The organism is Bradyrhizobium sp. USDA 4532, from assembly GCF_024171315.1.
In the GTDB taxonomy this organism is placed as follows: Bacteria; Pseudomonadota; Alphaproteobacteria; order Rhizobiales; family Xanthobacteraceae; genus Bradyrhizobium; species Bradyrhizobium australafricanum.
Window position 1 is genome coordinate 7,411,460 of record NZ_JALJZN010000001.1, and the last position, 14,604, is coordinate 7,426,063.

The 14,604-nt window shown below is 58.4% G+C and carries 10 protein-coding genes and 2 pseudogenes; 7 read left to right on the forward strand and 5 right to left on the reverse strand.

The genetic code is table 11. The features are described from left to right. Positions 1-7: 7 nt before the first annotated feature. The gene (locus tag J2R76_RS34285) at positions 8-367 is read left to right on the forward strand and encodes a PRC-barrel domain-containing protein (RefSeq protein ID WP_018273495.1); all 360 of its coding nucleotides are present in this window, start codon (positions 8-10) and stop codon (positions 365-367) included. A 2,104-nt stretch (positions 368-2,471) separates the two neighbouring features. On the opposite strand, the gene J2R76_RS34290 is transcribed toward J2R76_RS34285, so the two are convergent. Then, positions 2,472-2,828, reverse strand: a complete 357-nt coding sequence (locus J2R76_RS34290; protein WP_125459264.1) for a hypothetical protein — start codon at positions 2,826-2,828, stop codon at positions 2,472-2,474. A 771-nt stretch (positions 2,829-3,599) separates the two neighbouring features. Between J2R76_RS34290 and J2R76_RS34295 the strand changes: the two genes are divergently transcribed. Both J2R76_RS34295 and J2R76_RS34300 read left to right on the forward strand, forming a co-directional pair. After that, on the forward strand, positions 3,600-3,782 hold the full coding sequence (locus J2R76_RS34295; RefSeq protein WP_253625471.1) for a hypothetical protein: 183 nt from the start codon (positions 3,600-3,602) through the stop codon (positions 3,780-3,782). Between the two features lie 30 nt (positions 3,783-3,812). After that, the gene (locus J2R76_RS34300) at positions 3,813-3,989 is read left to right on the forward strand and encodes a hypothetical protein (RefSeq protein WP_168855287.1); all 177 of its coding nucleotides are present in this window, start codon (positions 3,813-3,815) and stop codon (positions 3,987-3,989) included. A 199-nt stretch (positions 3,990-4,188) separates the two neighbouring features. Here J2R76_RS34300 and J2R76_RS34305 read toward each other — a convergent pair. The 3 genes and pseudogenes from J2R76_RS34305 to J2R76_RS34315 form a co-directional block, all read right to left on the reverse strand. Next, positions 4,189-4,454, reverse strand: a pseudogene (locus J2R76_RS34305) (hypothetical protein); the annotation flags it as partial. 632 nt (positions 4,455-5,086) lie between these two features. Then, positions 5,087-5,281: a DUF3606 domain-containing protein gene (locus tag J2R76_RS34310; protein WP_016844186.1), complete on the reverse strand. Its 195-nt coding sequence runs from the start codon at positions 5,279-5,281 to the stop codon at positions 5,087-5,089. Between the two features lie 1,509 nt (positions 5,282-6,790). Then, on the reverse strand, positions 6,791-7,162 hold the full coding sequence (locus tag J2R76_RS34315; protein ID WP_016844188.1) for a cupin domain-containing protein: 372 nt from the start codon (positions 7,160-7,162) through the stop codon (positions 6,791-6,793). Positions 7,163-9,002: 1,840 nt separating this feature from the next. Here J2R76_RS34315 and J2R76_RS34320 point away from each other — a divergent pair. Beyond that, positions 9,003-9,665, forward strand: a pseudogene (locus tag J2R76_RS34320) (3-keto-5-aminohexanoate cleavage protein); the annotation flags it as partial. A gap of 147 nt (positions 9,666-9,812) precedes the next feature. On the opposite strand, the gene J2R76_RS34325 reads toward J2R76_RS34320, so the two are convergent. Beyond that, positions 9,813-10,742, reverse strand: a complete 930-nt coding sequence (locus tag J2R76_RS34325) for an AraC family transcriptional regulator (protein WP_141340809.1) — start codon at positions 10,740-10,742, stop codon at positions 9,813-9,815. 516 nt (positions 10,743-11,258) lie between these two features. Here J2R76_RS34325 and J2R76_RS34330 point away from each other — a divergent pair. The 3 genes from J2R76_RS34330 to J2R76_RS34340 all read left to right on the forward strand — a co-directional run bounded on the left by J2R76_RS34330 (position 11,259) and on the right by J2R76_RS34340 (position 14,494). Next, complete coding sequence (locus J2R76_RS34330) at positions 11,259-11,900, forward strand: response regulator transcription factor (RefSeq protein ID WP_141340810.1); 642 nt, start codon at positions 11,259-11,261, stop codon at positions 11,898-11,900. 61 nt (positions 11,901-11,961) lie between these two features. Next, positions 11,962-12,399 (forward strand): response regulator transcription factor, encoded by a 438-nt coding sequence (locus J2R76_RS34335; protein ID WP_141340811.1) that lies wholly within the window; start codon positions 11,962-11,964, stop codon positions 12,397-12,399. Continuing rightward, positions 12,392-14,494: an ATP-binding protein gene (locus J2R76_RS34340; protein WP_253625472.1), complete on the forward strand. Its 2,103-nt coding sequence runs from the start codon at positions 12,392-12,394 to the stop codon at positions 14,492-14,494. The genes J2R76_RS34335 and J2R76_RS34340 overlap by 8 nt, the downstream gene beginning before the upstream one ends. The last annotated feature ends 110 nt before the right edge of the window (positions 14,495-14,604 follow it).

The window sequence follows — 14,604 nt, forward strand, 5'->3', positions numbered from 1 at the left end:
GGATGTTATGGCACTCGAAGCGAAGGAATCCGGCAACTTGATCGGCAGCGACAAGGTTGAAGGCACGACAGTTTACGGTGCAGACAGTCAGAAGATCGGCAGTATCGAGCGGGTGATGATCGACAAAAAGAGCGGAAAGGTCTCCTACGCGGTCCTGAGCTTCGGCGGCCTTCTTGGCATCGGCGATGACCATTATCCACTGCCTTGGCAATCGTTGAAGTACGACACCAATCTTGGCGGGTACGTCACAGGCGTGACAGAAAGCCAACTGCAGGGCGCGCCCAAATATCGTGATGAGACGGCATGGAATTGGAATGATCCGGCGGCCGGTCGATCGGTAAATGACTATTACCGAGTACCAATCTGATTGCCCTCGAAATGCGGTGTGCTCGTCATCAAAGTGCGCTGCATTCGCGAAAAGCGTGTGGGAGCATCGTCGAATAACCGGTCGGCCGCAAATCGGGTCTTGAAAGCGAGTTCTAGGAAGCGCTCGCGCGAGCAAGCCTAGCGCAGGTACTCGCCCGCGCCGCGGGAACCTTATCTCCTCAGGCGAAGCGATATAGCGCGCCTCTACTTCCCGCACCACGAGGCCCTGAGAAAAATGTGGAGACCCGGCACGCGCGCGGCTGAACGCTTAGTGCGCTCGGCCCAGTCAGGGCCGCTGGTCACGCGTTAGTTGGACTGCGATATGTCAGACTGTCAGACATCTGAGTCCGTGTATCTCAAGCGCTCGGGTTCACGGCCAAGGCCGGGATTAGGAACGCGGTACGGGTCCGCGATCCGGGCCCGGGGAAGCTGATCTAATTGCTGTCCAGGAACTGTCGCATTAGCGGCAAGCACGCCGCACGGCCTTGCAAGTCAAGAAAGGTAGGTGCGCGCGAACTGGAATATGAGAGCGGATAGGCTATCCGAGACTGAGGGCGTAGAAATACATCGCCGCGATTATCGCGACGCTTAGTAGCGTGATGCCGAAACTTTCCCATCCCGAACCGATTTGACGAATCGCTCAAACGTTCCGGCGCTGCGACATCCTGTCAAAGCGCTTGATGAGCAATGCGCCTCACTCCTTGTCGCCCGATTAACTTGGTGGACGCCCGCGACGGGGCAGCTTCGGGCCAGTGATCCGGTCTGCCGCGACGCGAAGGGCGCCGGCATGTTTCATCGCTTCAACGCGAGCCGGCCCAGGCGGCAAAGCGCGCGCATGATCCAGCGCCAGTATCGCTTCCGCATAGCGAGACGCCAAGCATTCGACGAGCGAACCGGTATGGACCGCCAAGGGCAAGATTTCGCCGGCTCTGTGGGATGCTTATTCGATGGCGATGGCGCGATATCTTCCGGCATCGCTCGAGGTCGCCGTTGCCTTTTACGCGGCCGAACACGAGGGACGGAACTGGCGGCACCTGTGTTCTCAGCTCGAGGTCGTCCAAGTGCCTTGGGGGCATGATGGCTGCATGACTGTCGGTGCGGAGCGGCTGGTTGATCATCTGCGGCAAAGAATCAACGCTCTAGCCTCGCGTGCGCCTCCTTACGGCCGAGCAGATGGAGCGCGCGTCTGAAAACGCGACAAAGCGGGATAAAATTCAAGGTGAGACATTACCGAACTTAGACACGTGTCAAGTCGAGGTAATCCGGCAGAGCGGTCTAAAATGCTGAGATTTCCCGGTAGACTGACGGTGCGCTCAGCCAGTCGCGCGCTGAGGATGCGGTCCGGGGAGGATCACATCCGGAAAGAAGCCCTGACGCCGCTAGCCCCCGTCGGGGCTTCTTGCTGCTTACGCCGGCTCAGATTGTACGAACGCCGCCCGCTTAAAATGCATGCGGACGGCGTCGGTTCTAGCCCCAGGAAGGATCTGCAAAATCCTGGCTAAGCTAAGTCTGCACAAAGACTTAAAAAGTTTAATACCCCTGAAGGGGTAGCTTGCCGTCAGAACGCGCGGCGCGCCCACGTTGTCGCACGACTGGCGTGCTCTCTGCCGATCAGCCGAACGGGCCTTTGCCAGCCTGCGTCATTCTGACGAAGGTGCCGTTCTCGCGGTACTCAAGCCACTTCATGTTTCCTCGGCATACTTCAGGTCAGCCCAATACTCAGCCGGTGTCGCCTTATCCCGGTAGAGCATTGGATAGTTGATCTTCTCGATCTAGATCCGGCCGCCCTGGATCGGCTCGAATGCGTGAGCGTGCTCCATGATCCTGCGGGCGGCTTTCTCGGGACTGGCGTAAAGGACGATCTGCGGTCAGTTTCATCGGCGGTTTGGAGATTAGCTACTTTTCTGCGGGGCGCCGTTCCGTGTGCATTCATTGGAAAATATGGCGCTCTCACGGCAATCGAAGCGAAAGACTTGAGATCGACGAAGCTACAGTATTGGTTCGATCGATCGATGCATGGCCGACGTCGACTATACCAGTCACCGAGTCCTACAGCCTCAGCGATGAAGAGAAAGTCAGCCTCTCTTAATTTGAAGGTCAAAGCCCTACCGCTGTTCAACCCTGGTGCGCCACAGGGCATCGAAGGTATTCTGGCGAGATGGCGTCCATTCTTCTGAACCGATCGGATCGCTGGGCTTCTCTATGAGTGCACTTGCAAGCTCCTCGGTGGGACGTGCCTGCGTCGAAATCCGCACGGGCCACTCCAATAATGATTTTGAAAGCATGGGCTTGCCTTCGTACCAGCATTTTCGTCCGTCGATGAGGCGCCAAGACCAATACTCGCGCGGATTTGGGGGCATCACCGCACTGCATTGCTGTTTTGCCTGCGCGGTCGGCATTCCAATCAATAGAAAAGTAGCGATGCGAGCGGCCAAAGGAATAAATGAAAATTGCCTCTTCATCGGAACACTTAGAGACTACTTCGTTGCCGCAGTCGACTTACAGCAACGACCAAGTCGGGCCGCTCAAGAACCTCAACTAACTTGTCGAGTATGCGTTCACTGTCGTGGGGGCGGGGCAGAAGATACTCGTCCAATATGCACAGGGCTTCGCTGACGGCATGAAGAGCCAGCTGTTGATCGGTCATCGCTTCTTACCCATTCGAATTGGCGGAGCGTTGCGATTTCAAGGAAGCTTAAAGATCAAGTCAGCTTTTGGACTTATCCCATCAAATTTTATTTCAATCGATGAATTTAGGTCAGCGCTTCTGTCTCAGGATTGCGATTTGGCTATCGCCTCACCGCCGCTCCGCGCCACGCCACGTGCACTTCGATTGGCGTATCGCTACACAAACGAAGAGTCCGACGAGGCGCTGCGCCTCCACGCCCGGATCAGCGCGACGGATCACGCGATGGGAGCGCGAGGATCTGCTCGACGCTTTGCAGCAGCGGCTCGATGCGAACCCGCTTGCTATGCGCCTTCGTCGCGAGACGGTCGAGCATCCGTTCAGCGTCACCTCATCAAGCCGTGCGAAATGAGCCTTCAAATTTTTCAAGTCAGTGAATTTCTTGCATAGCGCCAGCAACTACCACCGTTGCCCGATCTTCTTGACTCCCGATCTAGGAAGAACGGCGCGAGCGCGGGAGTTAAGGTTCAATAGATTGGGGCCAAAAAAGCGAAGTGTGGCAGGATCACTGGCTTGTAGCAGCCACCAGTCGGCGCATAGTCAAGCAATGATCGAGCAGCGCCCAGCCTTCATGGCTTGCAAAAACCCCGGCACCGGCTGGAGAATCGATATTCTGTGGGCCGATGGCGAAACCGAAGTCATCAAAGGTTTTGTTACGGAGCACGACGCAACCAAGTGGATTTCCGAGCATTCGGTGGCGTGCCAAGAAAGCGCTAGCCCACCGCGCTAGCGTGGCTTCTAGTTCGGAGGAGCGGCGACGATGGATCGCGAGACGGAGGAACTGGCAAGTAAAATCGCAGAATGCGCGAGACAGGCGCGCCATCAAGCCGCGCTTCTGCCGGAAGGTCCAGTCCGCGACGCACTGATAGAAAAAGCCAAGCATTACGAAGCACAAATCCCCGCCGACTCTACGTATACGACTGTTACCCAGCGCTAATGGGCAGGTGACTGCATTGCTTCGGCGCTCCGATTCATCCGGCAGGCTTCCACCCGAGGTTTGCCTTTGAGTTAAGTGTTCTTTCTTCATCTTCATCGTCGAATTGCGTCGTTTTTAGATGTGCCCGCGGTGTGTGCAGCTCTCGGCCGGTGCTGGCTATCGACGTTGCGCCGCAGGGACAGCGCATCAGCGACACGGCCTCCCTGAGGGCAGCTTCTCGCCGCATGCCCCATGGCGCTGCTTCGACCGCGCTCGGAAACTCTGCCAAGAACCCGTCTCCGGTGTTCTTCACGATACGGCCGCCGTGACTGGCAATAGCAGGCTCACTTCTCTTGCGAGAAGTTCGCTCAGCTTGGCGTGCGTGGCCTCTTCGTCATCGTGCATGAGCCGTGAATAGCCGGCGACATCGGCGGCCATTATGGCCGACAGCCTGCGCTCTATCCGAACTGGCCGCTCTTGCACTATGGACCCGCGATCCAAGCGATGCCCGATTGTACGACGGACAAGCCGCGCCCCCAACGGCCTTGACGAAGATGCCCGAGAGGCCGCCGATCAGCTATCGGCCCGAACGGCACAACCTAGGAACAGTCGATATTCGCCGGACGTTAGCGCTCATGCAACAAGTCCGTTTGGTAGGCGACCGGCGCGAGGAGACTTACATGGCTGACGAAAGCTCAGTTGCACCTACTGCCACGCCCGAGCAGCGAAGAGACCGAGCTTCAGAAGCGATCCGGCGGATGGCTGAAGACGACGCGTTGCAACATTTGCCACAACATGATCGGTGGCTGCATCATTTGAGTGAAGCGACCCGGGCAGCTCCATTTCAGTCCCTTGCCGTTGCATTCTTGCTAGGCGCCTTCCTAGCTCGTCGGTAGCGTCCATGCAGCGCAGCCCTACGAATTGCCAGACGGCAATATCTTATTCGGATTGCTCAATGACCTTGCTCACATCAGGCTCATCAATCCCATCCGCCCGATTGCACTCGCAAGGCATGCCGGCGCCGCACTGACAGCCATGTGCCTCCGCCGTCCAAGGCAAGTGCGGATGGTTCTCGCAGACCCAGCCCAACCCCAAGCAAATCGGACAGGTGGGTTTGGTCATTCTTGAGCTTTGTCGGGCAGACCCAATTCCTTGCGGACCGCAGCAGCGGAGTTGCCGACCTTTTCGACGACCTTCTGAAGGTCATTCTTCGACACACCAAGTGCATGGGTCCAATACTTCACCTCGTATGGCTCGTGCATGTTGATCTTCGAGCGATCTGGCTGGACGCGGTTGGTTAAATTGTCCGGCATTGCTTCTATCCCAAAATAAAAGGTCGCGGCCGTTGGCTGGTCCGAAGAAGATCAGGCTATTGTCGGGGCGGTTTGCAAAATTGACCGTCGCGGCAGTAACGTCGGCCACCCAAAGCTAGTTCCTGCCAACGCTTCCTTGCCCCCGAAGATCCGGGGTACATTCTCAATCAGTTTAAACCGGTGGCCCCGGCTGCACCTCGCTAGGGCCGTCGACTCGGCCTCAGCGTCTCGCCGGGGCCGTTTCTGTTCAGGGAACGAGCAGCAGTCCACGACGTCAAATCTAAACGATGGACTGGGACTATTACCGCGGCCTTAGCGCTCTCCGCGGGCGTTGAGGCCATTCTAACGTCAGGGGCCGCTTTTCGCGACTCGTGAATAGCTTCGCTAAAATCTCAGCCTGGTCTTTTGTCAGCTTCTCGGCGAACGCGCCGTCCTTTTCTATCTGGGCCGGTCCTTTGCATTCGCTATCGTAGACTATCCAGCCGTTGCCGCCTTGCCGAACGAGGAATCGGCCTCTCATCGGGCGTCCAATAAATTCCATTGCAACACCACCTGTGAAATTGAAGGGTTTCATGCGTCCAGCGAATTGAAACGGCCACAACCCGAGGGCCGCCAACCCGAACAATGCGGGTTTTCCTCCAGCAGCCGGGGGGGCCTGGATCGGCTGGGGGACCTGAGCCGACTCGTTGCCAAGCCGATCGTTCCTATTATCGATCGTTAGGATAAACGGCCCAGTGATGCTGGTTTTGGCGTGCAGGTGATCGTGGCAACTCGGCCCCTCCGCGCCGCGCCTCACCGCGTTGGGGCCATTTTTGCAAAGACTACGCGAAAAGGTCTTTGCTGACCTGGGTGATCCGCGGAGTGCCAGCGTTATTAGCGAACCGAAATAAACATTCAGCTGAAGTCGTGTTTATTCGGTTAGCCGAACAGATTCTCGCCGGCCTAGGGTCATGCGATTGGGTGCCGTCCTAGTCAGGACATTCGCTGCGGGCCTACCTTAGAACGCGACAAAGAAAAAACCCATCAGTAGCAGGGCGAGCAAAACAGACGCCCCGGCCGCTACCTTTCGTCCGGCGCTTGGCTTCGCTGATTGGTTCATATGGGGGGTCATAACCCGGAAGATTGAAGTCACTCGCTCATATGCGCGCCGGTCTCAGCTTGCCGGGTTCTCTTAAGTAGCTGCTCTTTTTCCATACCTGCGGGAGTACGCTTGCTTCTTCACGAAGACTCTTGGCCTCTTCGGTAAGGCGTTCCTCCAGAGAGTGCTCTTGCTTGAAGTGCCGACGCTTAATGACCATGCGCTGTCCTTTCCGTGGCGGAAGGCGACGTGCCCCCCGAGCTGGAGCTACTTCGAGATAGCGATGCGGCGTTGAGTGCGTCGCCGAGGGGCGGATGGGCGCGGAGGCGACCATCTGGATTCGAGAATGCCCCCGGCGTAGCTTTCTCAAGCAGAAAAAGCGGGTGCGCGTTTGCGACCGCTTTTTCTTGATGTCGGTTTGAGGGGACCTCTTACTTTGCAGGCTCCATCATTGGTTTACCCTTATCGACGATATGGACCGTCAACATCTTCAGGGTTTTGTCGCCTGCCACCTTGAAACCACCGTGGGGCACGTCGCGAATGTTGATTGTTGCTGCTCCCGTAGGAAATGGCACCTCTTTTCCATCGGGTAGCGCCAACGTTGCGCCCTCTAGAACGTAAACGGCTTCCTCGCCATGATGCGTGTGGCGAATGAGATTATTTCCGGGCTGTACGTCGACGACGCTGACTACAATCTCCATATTCGTGCCGCTTAGGTCGGCGCGTTTCAACTCGGTGCGGTTTGTTTGGGCATTCGCGGACCAGGTAAGGGCGAAGAAAATAAGAGCAGTGATCCGAAGCATACTTTCCTCCTCAAATAGACAATGAAATGTTTTCGCGACACGCCAATGTGACGCCCACTTATCCAACAGCAACCATTACGAGAGTGCAAGGGAAGTGCAGCATAATCCATCCTGAAGCAGATTGTGGCGATTGAGGCGACGACTACACCACCCCGCCGATCGTGGTATCGACCCGTGATGGCCGCATCGTCAGAGATTGCGAAGCAAAGTAAACCTCCGCGCATCGGAAGTGTACCAGTAGGAGAAATCGGCAGGGCCTACCAGAGACGTCCTTGGCGAATTGATCACTTCGCCTCACTCGATCCGGATATCAACCCAGCCGACCTTGCCGCAGGCGGTGAACTTGCGGTGCACCGAGATTTCAGCCCAATCCCATCTGCAAGTCGGCAAGCTTCAGCAGCCGCTATGATGTTGGCGGCCGACGCAAGAACACAAGCACCGTCTTGAAACCGGCGTTGCGATCGACAGGGCCAGTCCAATAACGGAGATGACGGGCGGGTTTTCGACGCCAAGGCATGGGCCGATATACTCAGTGCATCGAGTTCATGGCCGGTCGGGCTGCGGAGCGCATGTTGCTAGGCGGCGAACTCGCCGCTCCGGTTGAAGAACGTCCTTGGCGGGGATCGCTTGTGCATTTCCCTGCACGAACGAAAACATCCAGGTCTGGAAGCTTCATTCGCAGCTCCTCAACGAAGAGCGGGCGAGCAAGCCGCCGCCGGCAATCCTGGCTTGTCAGCTCGGTTCGCAAAACCAGCTTCTAGAACTCATCTGCCGGGGACGCCCTATCCCCGCCGAGCCTGCTGCAGCTCTTCGGAGTGGATTGTCGCCACCGCGTGACTGAATACTTGGCTGGCGTCGCCTTGCGCAATCACCGGTAGAGAAAAAATCCGTGGACGCCCGCATAATCGAAAGTAGTGGGGAGCAGGCTCTCCACGGCGCCGCGCTGCGGACGGCGGCAGCATTTACCCGCGGCGGGGAATTGATTTCTTAACTCAAACCTTGGGTGCGGTGATCGCGAAGCTTGAGAACTTCCGAAGCGGTCCCTTGCCGGAAATGGGCTTCATCCGCGATAGGTCGGGCCATGGGCTTTGCCGGTCATCATGTCCCGCTGGAACGTAACCCCGCGCCCATTATGCCGGGAGTGCCGCCGTCTCTTAAGAGTGGTCGCTGACAAGAGACGGCAAGGCACCCCTGCGCACGGATATCCCCAGCCTCGTTGTCCACATCCGCAACTCCTTGAAGCTGCAGCAAAGACGAATGCCCTCGGAGCGCGCACCATAAACCCACGTATTGTTCGGGAAACGAATATCGCCGGCGGCCTAGTTTCAAGTGCAGAAGCGATGTCTGCCTTCGGGGTCGATGCCGTAGCCCGTCGACATTCGCCGTCGCCCGCTCGTAACTGGCCTTCAGCTGCTTGACCTGCTGGCGTGTTTGCGCAAGCGATGCCTCGAGCTGGTTGACTTTGTACTGGAACGGCGCCGGATCGATACGAAACAGCACCTCGCCGGCGACCGCGGTGGTGTGCCTGGCACATGGGATAGGTTGATTGTCCAGGCGTCATCGACCCGCGACCCGTCTAGAAATGGTATCCGCGCGACAAGGAGAGGTCTGGCGCGATCTGGTAGGTCAAGTTGAGAAATTGGCCGGAGATGGTCGGAAGGAAGCAGACGAGGGGCACCACGCGCCTACGGCACGATGCCGGCACCGAATACGGGCTTTCGATATTCCGCGACAGAGGTCGATTTCGCACGCGACTCCGAGAAGAATTATAGCATGTTGTTCGAATCGATTGATGAAGGATGAGGAATAGGCCCGGAGCAACTCGAGCGACGATGCGGGTAAGCCGACATCGGATCCCGAACGTTTTGGGCGTTTGCTGGAAGGCCTCCGGAAATACTGTCCCGGCATGATTGTGCAGCTCTCGACTGGAGGGCGCTCAGGCACAGGCCGGGAGCGAGGCGGAATGCTGTCACTGCGGCCGGACATGGCGTCGCTGTCGACCGGGTCGTGCAATTTTCCCACGCGCGTTTACGAGAACGCTCCCGAACTCGTCGACTGGTTGGCCTCCGAGATGCTGGCTCATGACATAAAGCCGGAGATCGAGGCGTTCGACCTATCGATGATTTTCCAGGCCATCGCTATGCAAAAGATCGGCAAGATCAAAGGACCGCTGCACGTCCAATTCGTAATGGGCGTGAAGAACGCAATGCCCGTCGATCGAGCAGCGTTTGAGTTCTATATTGAGACCCTTAACCGGTTGGCGCCTGATGCGACCTGGACCGGCGCCGGCATTGGAAAGGACCAGATCACGCTCAATGCGTGGTCTCTTGAACTCGGTGGACACTGCCGCACAGGACTTGAGGACAATGTGCGACTGGATCGTGAGAAGCTTGCACCGTCGAACGCCGCGCTTGTCAAGCGTGTGGTCGAACTCTGCGGTCGATACGGGCGGCGTCCAGCGACCGTGCCGGAGGCGCGCGCGCTATTGAAGCTCGCTGCATGAGTTGGGCGTCGAAAATGCCTTTTAGTTGTCGTGCGAGGACGGCTAGAAATTGGTGCTGCTCGCCGGGATTATCGTCATGAGGGTCGGCCTAGCCATGCATACGTTGCGGTTGTGTAGGTCGCAGACCGTCTTTATGCGTAACCTTGATTACCCCTCACTATCCGACGCGCCTCGCACTCCTCGGCGCCACGCTCCCGGACTGACGCCGACCATTGCTGAAAATACCCTCGTAAAGTGGCTCTGATTGGCAAACCCAGCCGATTTCGCAACCTCGGACAGCGGCAGATCGCGAATGGTCATCAACTGCTCGGCCGTCTTCACCCGCCGGCGAAGTAGCCATCGATGCGGCGGCAGACCAGTGGAGATTCGGAACGCCCGCGAGAAATGATCGACCGAAAGATCGAACTCGGCTGCGATCTGCCGTAAAGGAGTCTTTCCGGCGAGATCGGCATTGAGCATATCGCAAGCGCGGTCTAACTGCCACGGAGCGAGGCCGCCGCGTATCGTCTTGGCGCTACGCCGAAGGCCACCGTAGGTTTGAGCGACGTGCGCAGTAAGTGCGTGCAACATGTGGTCGACGAAAAGCTGGTTGGTCTCGTCCGCTCGACGCAAAGCTTCCACGAGCGACGCACCGAGGTTACGGACGACTGCGTCGTCGTGGCCTATACCCGGCTCATAGGCAAGCTCGCCAATGCGCGGTGCGCCGGCCTGCCTCGCAATGTCGTCAAGGGCCGAGCGCGGAAGATAGAAAAAGAGGGAGTGAAACGGCTTGTCAATGACGTAGCGCGGATCGCGCTTCAGATCGTAGAGATAGGTCGCGCCGCCGTGGACATTCGTCTTGATGACGCATCGGCCCCGCTCCCAGCACTCGCAGTCCGGATAATCACGAAATTTGAGGCTGACGAGGTAGGCGTCCTCGGAGGGCAGCGAACCGGAAAGGCTCGGCACCGGGTCGTCGTTTCGGGTTTCGGTCACCGCCAGCTCGGAACTGCGCAGCGTACGTGCAATCAGCGAAGGTGCGTTCTTCGCCTGCAGGGGTCGTCCGAGCCTCGATCCGTAGACGCCGGCCTGTGCCATTTGAGTTGATCCGGAAGGTTAGACCGCAGGCGCTGATCGCCCTGCGAATTTTGCGGTGCATTATCGGAAATAGGCAAGCGGCTGTCCACGGCCACCCGGCGACGCGCAACTTTTCGTGAGGGCAAATCGTCGCGAAAGTCGCAACGGATTCGGAAGCAATTTCAATGCGGTCGACCCAATCAACTGCCGCCAGGAACTGGGGTGAAATCCGGAGCGCAGGTCGCAACGATTCGCAAGCACACGTGATTCCGCGACTCGCAGTCGCATGGTCCTCGTTTGGCACGGAATGAGGCAAGACATGACGGCTTTGGGAAAGACGCGGGGGCCCTGCGAGCCCTAGAAACACGCCGTAGAAGCCAAGTGACCGTGACGGCCGTGTCATGACATGGACCTTACGGGCATCTGCGAAAAAGCAGCGAAAGACCGCGGGGCAGAAGCGATCAGGAGGCCACGCAAATGCTTAGGGCAACCGTATCCACGGGCTCGCAGCCTTCATCGCACGTAGCGCGCTTACCTATGACTCTCAATACTAACACTGCAGACCGCCCACTTGTTTTGATCGTGGACGACGACGAGGAGATCCGGTCGGCGCTTCGGGAGCTTTTGCTATCGGTCGGCATCGACGCGTGCTGCTTTGGCTCGACGCAGGAATTGTTGCGTGCCGATCTTCCGGAGCGGCCCGGCTGCCTGATTCTCGATGTTCGCATGCCCGGAGCAAGCGGGCTGGATCTGCAACAGCGTCTGGCATTGAACGGCAACACGAGGCCGATCATTTTCCTCACGGGTCATGGCGATATAGCCATGACCGTCCAGGCAATGAAGGCGGGAGCCGTCGACTTCCTGACGAAGCCAGTCAGAGACCAGACACTCCTCGATGCCGTCGCGGCGGCGATCGAGAAGGATGTCTCGCAAAGAGCCGCGGCCAGGCGCATAACGCAACACGCCGCCCGCTTCGCAACGCTGACACCGCGCGAACGTGAAGTCCTGGGCGAGGTAGCAAGGGGGCGCCTCAACAAGCAGATCGCCTTTGATCTCGGCATCAGCGAGATCACTGTGAAGTTGCATCGCGGCAACGCGACGAGAAAGCTGCAAGCAACGTCCGTCGGAGACTTGATCCGGATTTGGGAAGCACTTCCTGCGGAACTTCGCGGGAGGTAGCCCATCCTACACCAAGGAATAGGTACAACCCGATCAGCAATGGGCAGATGATCGGCGGGCCATGCCAGCGAAAGTCATCTGTTTGTCCAAAACGCCCCTAGTTGCCATCGTAGATGACGACCAAGCTGTACGAGAGGCTCTTTGCGATCTCCTCCTGGTCCTGGACGTTGCGTGTCGCTCGTTTGATCGGGCGGAGGCGTTCATGGCTGAATTTGTGCCAGGCCGCTTCGATTGCCTGATCACGGATGTGAGCATGCCCGGCCGGAGCGGGCTCGAACTACAGGAGCGATTGCGCGAGCTGGGCTCGTCAATGCCGGTCATTTTCATCACCGCGGACACGAGCCCGGCGACAGAGGCTCGCGCACTGAGGGGCGGTGCCTATGCCTGCCTGACGAAGCCGGTCAATGATGAGGTGCTCTTTCATCTCCTGCAGAACGCAATGAACTGCGCAGGCCGCTCGCGACGCAACGAGCGACGGGATCCACCATCAGATGACTAATCTCGCCCGACAGATATCGCAAGGCGGCCAGCCGGATCTCGTTGCCTCTGCTCCCGGCACGGAACTGGCCGACCTTGTGTCCGAAAGCATCATCGTCAGCAACCTGCACGGTGTCATCCAGTACTGGAATGCCGCATCGGAAGTCCTGTACGGCTGGCCTTCCATGGCGATGGTCGGTCGACACGTGGCAGAGATCGGCTCGCGCGGCCACTCGGGTGTCGATCACATCGACATACTGCTCCGCGAAGGTCGATGGGAAGGTATCGTCTTTCGGCGTAGCCTGACCGGGGTCGAGGTTGCGGCGGCCGTGCGGCAGGTGGTGCGACGAGACGCAACCGGCGCGGTCCTTGACATCGTTGAGTGTGGCCGAAATGCAGGACCACTAACCGAAGCAGCGTACCTGCGCATGGATGCCGAGTTGCAGGGATCTCTGGCCGCTGCTTGGGAGCTTGATGCCTCGCGGGCCCGGCCCCTGCTCGATGCAATCGCGAAGCACAGGCGCGGCGGAGCCGCTATCGACCTTGATCAGCATCCGGACTGGGTCAACGGACTGCTTACCGCCACTCGAATTCTGGCTGTCAATGATCGCGCGGTTCGCATGTTCGGGGCACATGCAGGGCACGAGCAGATGATCGGTCAACCGATCGGTACGTTCTGGCCGGCTGAAAGCCGCTCAATCCTGGCCGGACTAATCGGAGACGTTGCCACAGACCGCTCGCGCCTCGAGACCCGCAGAATGGTCCTGAGCGGCGCGATACGCAACCCCATCATCAGGGCCTGGCATTCTGCGGACCCGAAGCCGTCGGGCACCGTGCTTGTTACGATCAACGGCGCGATCGATGATGACCGCACGTCCTGGGAGTTGCACGCGAGCGAGGATCGATATCGCAAGCTCATTCAGTATCTACCGACGGCTCTCTGGCAGGTCGATTCCCGACGCGCGGGCGAGGTCTTCGACGATCTGAAGGCGAAGGGTGTTCGCGATATTGCTTCCTATCTGGCGACACACCCTGATCTTATCGAGCACGCCAAGGACGTCGTTCGTGTGACGGACGTCAACCACGATGCAGTCTCACTGTTTCGGGCACGCAATCCCGCCGACCTAATCAAACCGGTTCGATACCTGTTTGCCGCCGTCCCGGGGCTCGCCGAGCGGGTCATGGTGGCTCACTTTGAAGGTCGACGCAATCTCATAGAGGAGACCAGAATCCGTGCATTCGACGGTTCGCTCATCGATGTCCTGTTCACGGTCACATATCCTGTGCCCCCCGAGCAACTCGACAACACCTTCATCACCATCCAGGACATCAGTGAGCGCTTGAACGCCGAACGGCAACTTCGGAAGCTGCAAGCTGATTTCGCGCATGCTGGCCGCATCGCAACTCTTGGGGAGCTCGGAACTTCGATCGCGCATGAGATTAATCAGCCGCTTACGGCCATCGTGACCAATGGTGAGGCAAGCTTGAGGTGGCTGGCGCGCGCAGATCAAAACATCGAAAAGGTCACCCAGCTCACGTCCCGAATCGTGGCGAATGCGCGGCGCGCGAGCGAAATCATTCATCGCATACGAGGCATGGCGGCGAAGCATGAACCAGAGAAGCGGCTCATGGATATCAATGACGTCGCGAAAGAAGCGCTGTTATTCATTCGCCACGACATTGAGTCAAAATCAATTGCCTTGTCGACGACGTTTGCATCTGGGCTTCCCCAAGTGATTGGTGACCGGATTCAGCTGCAGCAGGTGATTATCAATCTGCTCGTCAACAGCGTCCAGGCCATCGTGCACTCCGGTCAACCGACACGTCGAATCGACGTCCAGACGTCGGTCACCGAAGAAGGCTCGGTCGGCTTCTCCGTCTTCGACAATGGGCCGGGTATCGCCACCGGAGACCTCGGGCGCATCTTCGACAGCTTCTTCAGCACCAAGGATGCAGGAATTGGCATCGGCCTCGCGATCTGCCAGTCGATCGTTAGGGCGCACGGAGGCAGCATTTTGGGCGCGAATCGTCCAAATGGCGGCGCGCATTTTCGCTTCACGCTTCCGGTGCCGGCGACTGCCGGTCCCGATTCCAGCGTTGTCGCGCTCATTCGGTAAGTGCGCCAACGTTCGCATGAGCGCCTGCGTTTGCAAGGAATTGCGCCCGCGATGCGGACAATCTCTCCCGAACTATACCGAGGTATAGGTCGACCTATCCGCTGAACCAG